This is a genomic window from Gracilibacillus lacisalsi DSM 19029, from assembly GCF_000377765.1.
GTDB classification, from domain to species: Bacteria; Bacillota; Bacilli; order Bacillales; family Amphibacillaceae; genus Gracilibacillus; species Gracilibacillus lacisalsi.
The window spans coordinates 102,804-109,402 of sequence record NZ_KB898673.1; the positions used below are offsets into that span (position 1 = coordinate 102,804).

Consider the following 6,599-nt stretch of genomic DNA (forward strand, 5'->3'; position numbering starts at 1 on the left):
GTGCTAGAGCGTGAGTTTAAAGGACTTAACAAAAGAAAGAATAGATGAATTGGCAATGATTGATATTGCAACGTTAATTTTAGAAGAAGAAAACAAAGCGATGGATTTCCGTGAAATCTTTGAAAGTGTTGCAAAGTTAAAGGAATTATCCGAGACGGAAAAAGATGCCTGGATTTCGCAATTTTATACTGATTTAAATATAGATGGCCGTTTTATGACGAAAGGTTCTAACCTGTGGGGATTAAAAAGATGGTATCCGGTAGAAGAGATTGATGAAGACATTACTCCTGTACCGAAAAAGAAGAAAAAGAAAAAAGCGAAGAAGAAAAAAGCTCCAGAACCACTGGAAGAAACAGAAGATCTTGATGAAACAGTTGTTGGTGATGAGGATTTAACTGGTTTTGATGAGGATCTGGATACAGATGACATCGTGGATGATGACTTTGACTTCGATGATGATGACCTCGAAGATGAAGTTGATGATGATTTTGACACAGATGACGAACTAGAAAAATAGTTCCATCAGAGTACTTGACTTTCCACAAGCTTCTGAGTAAAATTTTTATTGGGCTCCATAAATTAATGGAATTACACAGCGTTCCCCTGCTCAAGGGGAGCGCTTTTTATTTTTTAACAAGCAATTATTATTTAAAGTGTATGTTCAAAAAGGAGGACAAAAAGGGCAAAGAAGATCAAGGAAGCGCAGCCTTTGAGGACCGGAGCGTATGCTTTTCAATACGTGAGTACCGGAGAAGCAAGCTGACGCAGAGATTCAAAGCAATTTTTCCCGGACTTTTTGAACATCCCCTTACATCATTTTTTCATCAAGCTTAGTATGCCTACTATTATAAAAACAGAATACTAAGCAAAAGATAGAACAATTACAAAAGAAAGAGGGATACAGTGTGACGAAATATATCTTTGTAACTGGTGGTGTTGTATCTTCCATTGGAAAAGGAATCACAGCAGCATCTCTAGGCCGCCTTTTAAAAAACAGAGGATTAAAAGTAACCATTCAAAAGTTCGACCCCTACATTAATGTTGACCCGGGAACGATGAGCCCTTACCAACATGGTGAAGTGTTCGTAACAGATGATGGTGCTGAAACAGACTTGGACTTAGGTCACTATGAACGATTTATCGACATCAACCTAAACAAGTATAGTAACATTACAACAGGTAAAATTTATTCAACGGTTATTAAGAAAGAACGTCGTGGTGATTACCTAGGTGGAACTGTTCAAGTTATTCCGCATATTACGAACGAAATTAAAGACAAAGTATTCCAAGCAGGAAAGCAAACAAACGCAGATATCGTTATTACTGAAATTGGTGGTACTGTTGGCGACATTGAGTCGTTACCTTTTATTGAAGCAATTCGTCAAATCAAAAGTAACATTGGTAGAGAGAATGTCATGTATATTCACTGTACATTAGTTCCTTATATTACAGCAGCAGGAGAATTAAAAACCAAACCAACCCAGCATAGTGTGAAGGAATTACGTTCTTTAGGTATCCAGCCTGATGTCATTGTATTACGTACAGAGCATGAAATCAGCCAGGAAATGAAAGAGAAAATCGCATTATTCTGTGATATTGATGAAAAGGCAGTTGTTGAATCAGGTGATGCTGATACCCTTTATCATATCCCTTTAGCAATGCAGGAACAAAAACTGGATCAACTAACATGTGATCACTTTGGTTTAGATTGTGGTCCAGCAGATATGACAGAATGGAATCAATTAGTGGAAAGAGTACTGAACCTTTCGAAAAAAGTCACAATAGGACTTGTAGGTAAATATGTAGAATTACCAGATGCATATATATCTGTCGTAGAAGCATTAAAACATGCAGGATTCGCACATGATGCAGATGTCGATGTGAAATGGATTAACGCGGAAAAAGTATGCGCTGAGAATGTGGCAGAGGAATTAGCAGACGTAGATGGCTTATTAGTACCAGGTGGCTTCGGGGATCGTGGCATTGAAGGTAAAATTGAAGCAATCCGTTTTGCACGTGAAACCAAATTACCTTTCTTAGGTATTTGTTTAGGTATGCAGCTGGCAACAGTTGAATTCGCACGTAATGTGTTAGGATTAGAAGGAGCTAACTCAGCTGAAATTGATCCAAATACACCACACCCGATTATCGACCTTTTGCCAGAGCAAAAAGATATTTCCGATCTTGGCGGAACATTACGTTTAGGTTTGTATCCTTGCCGCTTAAAAGAAGGAACAAAAACAAAGGATGCCTATCATAATGAAGATGTGGTATATGAACGTCATCGTCACCGTTTTGAATTTAATAATCAATATCGCGATCAGATGGAACAGAATGGCTTTATTTTCTCAGGGACAAGCCCTGATGAAAAGCTAGTAGAAACAATCGAGCTAAACGACCACCCGTGGTTTGTCGCATCGCAGTTCCATCCAGAATTCAAATCAAGACCAACTCGACCACAACAACTGTTTAAAGGCTTTATCAGCGCAGCCGTAAACAAATAATAATGTAGGAAGAAGTTCCATTTTACCAATCGTCATGGTACATTACTATGACGGTTTCTTTTTACCTAAAATTGCTTTGTTTTTGCTTTTATTCAGCTCAAATAGAGACAAAATTAATAAAATACTACGAATATTGCAGGATTTTCGTCTATCATATCGAACTATAAGAAAAAGGGCTTATTACAAAATGGACGCCAATTCGCAATTTATGACAATGTATCAAGCAACTAAATATATATAAATAGAAAAACATAAAGGAGCTGGCAGAGCATGAGCAAAACAGTATTAGTAGTCGATGATCAAATTGGTATTCGGCTGTTACTTGAGGAAGTAATTCAGCAAGAAGGGTATAATGTAGAGTTAGCTTTAAATGGCAAAGAAGCGTTAGACAAAATTTTGGATAATAAGCCTGATTTGATTATGTTAGATTATAAGTTGCCAATCATCGATGGTCCAACATTAGTCAAGGAATTGGAAAATGATAACATTGTAATACCAACTATTATAATGAGTGGTTTGCCAGAGAAAGCTGAAGGTGATGTACAAAATCTAAAATCTGTGTCCAAAACGATAGGAAAGCCATTTCAGTTAAATGATATTAGACAATTGCTGAAGAATATTTTGGAATAGCTGATTAAATTTTCTGCAATGGTTCAAAGATTTTGAGAAATTTACGGGGGTAAGCGTTTACTATCGATTGTTTTGTTGCACCTTTTTGTCGGAATTGGTATTCTATTAATGGGTGCAATCTTTCGTAAGAGGATCGATTGTTAAATCAATTGTATATACATACCTTAAAGGAGGAGCAATTATGCCATTAGTTTCAATGAAAGAAATGCTTGAAACAGCTAATAAAAATCGTTATGCTGTAGGTCAATTTAATCTTAATAACTTAGAGTATGTACAAGCTATTCTTCAAGCAGCTGAAGAAGAAAAATCACCGGTAATCCTTGGTGTATCTGAAGGTGCTGGAAAATACATGGGTGGTTTCAATGTAGTCGTAGCAATGGTAAAAGCTACAATGGAAGCACAAGGTACAACCGTTCCTGTAGCAATCCACTTAGACCATGGTTCAAGCTTTGAGTCTTGTGCAAAAGCAATCCATGCAGGTTTCACTTCTGTAATGATTGACGCATCACACGATCCGTTTGAAGAAAATATTGCGGTTACTTCTAAAGTAGTAGAACTTGCACACTTCCACGGAGTATCTGTTGAAGCAGAACTTGGTACAGTTGGTGGTAATGAAGATGGTGTACAAGGTGGCATCATGTATGCTGATACGAACGAATGTAAAGAGCTAGTTGAACGTACTGGAGTTGACTGTCTTGCACCAGCATTAGGTTCTGTACACGGACCTTACCAAGGCGAACCAAACTTAGGCTTCAAAGAAATGGAAGAAATCAACACAGTAGCTGGAGTACCATTAGTACTTCACGGTGGAACTGGTATCCCAGTTGCAGATATCCAAAAAGCAATCTCCTATGGTACATCTAAAATTAATGTAAATACAGAAAACCAAATCCAACAAACAAAAGTAGTTCGTGAAGTATTAGAAGCGAATCCAGAAATGATCGATCCACGTAAATACTTAGGACCAAGTCGTGACGCGATTAAAGATACAGTAATCGGTAAAATGCGCGAATTCGGTTCTTCAGGTAAAGCATAAATTCATTTACAAACCATACTCTTAAGTGAGTATGGTTTTTTTCTGTATATTGATGATAGAAGTTGCCAGTAAATCCGAAAAGTTGCCAGAAAGCAGCCCGAAGTCGCCAGTAAATCCGAAAAGTTGCCAGAAACCAACCCAAAGTCGATAGTAAATCTAAATCGTTCGCATTAAATCAATGCTGAAATTAATCGATCTACTTTCCCTTGTCTCAATCTCCTGTTTTAAATCACTCGAAAATGAGATATAATGATTTTAAGTTTGTTTTTATTACATAATATTGGCAGGTTTCGTACAGAATAAGTTTATAATATTGTTGTTGCTGTATGTTTACAGGAATCCTTGAAAGTGAGGGAAATATATGCAGAAGTTGCTTATAGAGGGCGGTCATTTATTAAATGGAAAAGTTCGGATTAGCGGTGCCAAAAATAGTGCGGTAGCATTATTACCAGCTTCTATATTGGCGGATACAAAAGTAATTATAGAAGGATTACCAGATATCTCTGATGTAGAAACGTTAAGTTATTTGCTGGAAGAAATTGGTGGGGAAGTAGAGCGAAAAGGACAGACGGTTCATATAGATCCTGCTCATATGACAGCTATGCCGCTACCAAATGGACGTGTCAAAAAATTGAGAGCCTCTTATTATTTTATGGGTGCGATGCTGGGACGTTTTAAGGAAGCGGTGATCGGTTTACCTGGTGGCTGTTACCTTGGTCCAAGACCCATTGACCAGCATATTAAGGGCTTTGAAGCTCTTGGTGCGACCGTTACGAATGAACAAGGAGCTATTTATTTACGAGCAAAAGAACTGAAAGGTGCCCGCATTTATTTGGATGTTGTCAGTGTGGGTGCAACGATCAATATTATGCTTGCTGCTGTGAAAGCAAAAGGACGTACAGTTATTGAAAATGCAGCAAGAGAACCGGAAATTATTGATGTAGCCACCTTACTAACCAGTATGGGTGCGAGAATTAAGGGTGCAGGTACGGACGTTATTCGTATTGATGGTGTAGAGCAATTAACTGGATGCATGCATACCATTATTCCCGATCGTATTGAGGCGGGTACCTATACAATAATGGCCGCTGCTCAAGGCGAGAAAGTTCTGATTGATAATGTTATTCCACAACACCTTGAACCATTGTTGGCCAAATTAAGAGAAATGGGTGTACATATAGAAGAAGGGGAAGAGCAATTACTCCTCCATAGAGGAAATGGCCTCAAAAGTGTTGATATCAAAACCCTTGTACATCCTGGTTTCCCAACGGATTTGCAGCAACCTTTTACAGCCTTATTGACAAAAGCAGAAGGTACAGGAGTTGTCACAGATACTATATACCAAGCACGGTTTAAACATATCGATGAGTTAAGAAGAATGAATGCTCAAATTAAAGTAGAAGGAAGTTCTGCCATTGTTCAAGGACCTACACCGTTGGAAGGTGCAAAAGTAAAGGCGAGTGATTTACGAGCAGGTGCATCTCTGATTGTTGCCGGTCTAATGGCAAATGGAGTAACGGAAATTACAGGTTTGGAACATATTGACAGAGGCTACGCTAACCTAACAGAGAAATTAGACGAGCTCGGTGCCCGAGTTTGGCGAGAAGAAATGACCGAAAAAGAGATACAACAATTTCAGAATTCCTAAAGAAAGAGAGACCACGAAGTCTCTCTTTTCTGTTGGATATTAGGAAAATGATGCACATAAAACATAAACTGCGAAGTAGCTCCTCTTGAGGATCTGCTCTGTCCATCCCCCATAGAGAGTGCACCGAATACCGCTTCGGCAGAATACTGCGCTTTCCGGGGGCGATCTTGAGCTAACTTGGTAAAGAAAAGCACTTTACCAAGTGGATCTTCGGCTCGTGCTTTTCCCACAGGAGTCTCCGTATTCTGCCTACGCTATTGTTGTGCTCTGGTTATAGAAAGGATAGAACTCATGGAACTAAACTCTTTGAATTTCTGTCACTTGATTAGAATTGTATACTAAGCTGTGGAAAATGCGACACTTCCGGAACTACATATGGTGGAGAAATCGACTGGCTGATTTCGGATAAGTGTTGTGGAGCATATCTTAACGAAGGCCGCCCACTTTCACTCCTGTGGGAATTGTTTGGCCTGAAGATCCACTTTTTCGAGCGGTTTTTGCTCGAAAAAGTTAGCTGAAGGGCAAACCCCACGGAAAGACCAGCTATGGAAAGTCAACCATAAAGATGTAATTTTTAAAGAATTATTTTTCATTTAAAAAAAGACATGCGAAAATACACCTCATGTGAGAGGTGTTTCAAGGGAAAGTATGTTCGAATTTTATTTACTTAACATGTGGTTCATATGGCTTGTTATCTCGTAATATGGCGAAAATAATATGTGTTAGCTTTCTGGCTACGGCGCCAACAGCTACGTAATGCCCTTTTCCTCTTTCTCTTAAT

Annotated in this window: 5 protein-coding genes and 1 pseudogene; 5 read left to right on the forward strand and 1 reads right to left on the reverse strand. The window is 38.6% G+C overall.

What is annotated here, in order from left to right; genetic code table 11:
• The first annotated feature begins 10 nt into the window (after positions 1-10).
• The 5 genes from rpoE to D569_RS0116455 all read left to right on the forward strand — a co-directional run bounded on the left by rpoE (position 11) and on the right by D569_RS0116455 (position 5,818).
• A complete protein-coding gene (rpoE, locus tag D569_RS0116435; RefSeq protein WP_018933525.1) occupies positions 11-517 on the forward strand; it encodes a DNA-directed RNA polymerase subunit delta in 507 nt (168 codons plus the stop codon).
• Positions 518-905: 388 nt separating this feature from the next.
• A complete protein-coding gene (locus D569_RS0116440; RefSeq protein WP_018933526.1) occupies positions 906-2,504 on the forward strand; it encodes a CTP synthase in 1,599 nt (532 codons plus the stop codon).
• 270 nt (positions 2,505-2,774) lie between these two features.
• The gene (locus tag D569_RS0116445) at positions 2,775-3,134 is read left to right on the forward strand and encodes a response regulator (protein ID WP_018933527.1); all 360 of its coding nucleotides are present in this window, start codon (positions 2,775-2,777) and stop codon (positions 3,132-3,134) included.
• Between the two features lie 181 nt (positions 3,135-3,315).
• Positions 3,316-4,170: a class II fructose-1,6-bisphosphate aldolase gene (gene fba / locus D569_RS0116450; RefSeq protein ID WP_018933528.1), complete on the forward strand. Its 855-nt coding sequence runs from the start codon at positions 3,316-3,318 to the stop codon at positions 4,168-4,170.
• A gap of 361 nt (positions 4,171-4,531) precedes the next feature.
• On the forward strand, positions 4,532-5,818 hold the full coding sequence (locus D569_RS0116455; protein WP_018933529.1) for a UDP-N-acetylglucosamine 1-carboxyvinyltransferase: 1,287 nt from the start codon (positions 4,532-4,534) through the stop codon (positions 5,816-5,818).
• Between the two features lie 663 nt (positions 5,819-6,481).
• Here the strand turns inward: D569_RS0116455 and D569_RS24905 are convergent.
• Positions 6,482-6,599 (reverse strand): annotated as a pseudogene (locus D569_RS24905) (IS110 family transposase); the annotation flags it as partial.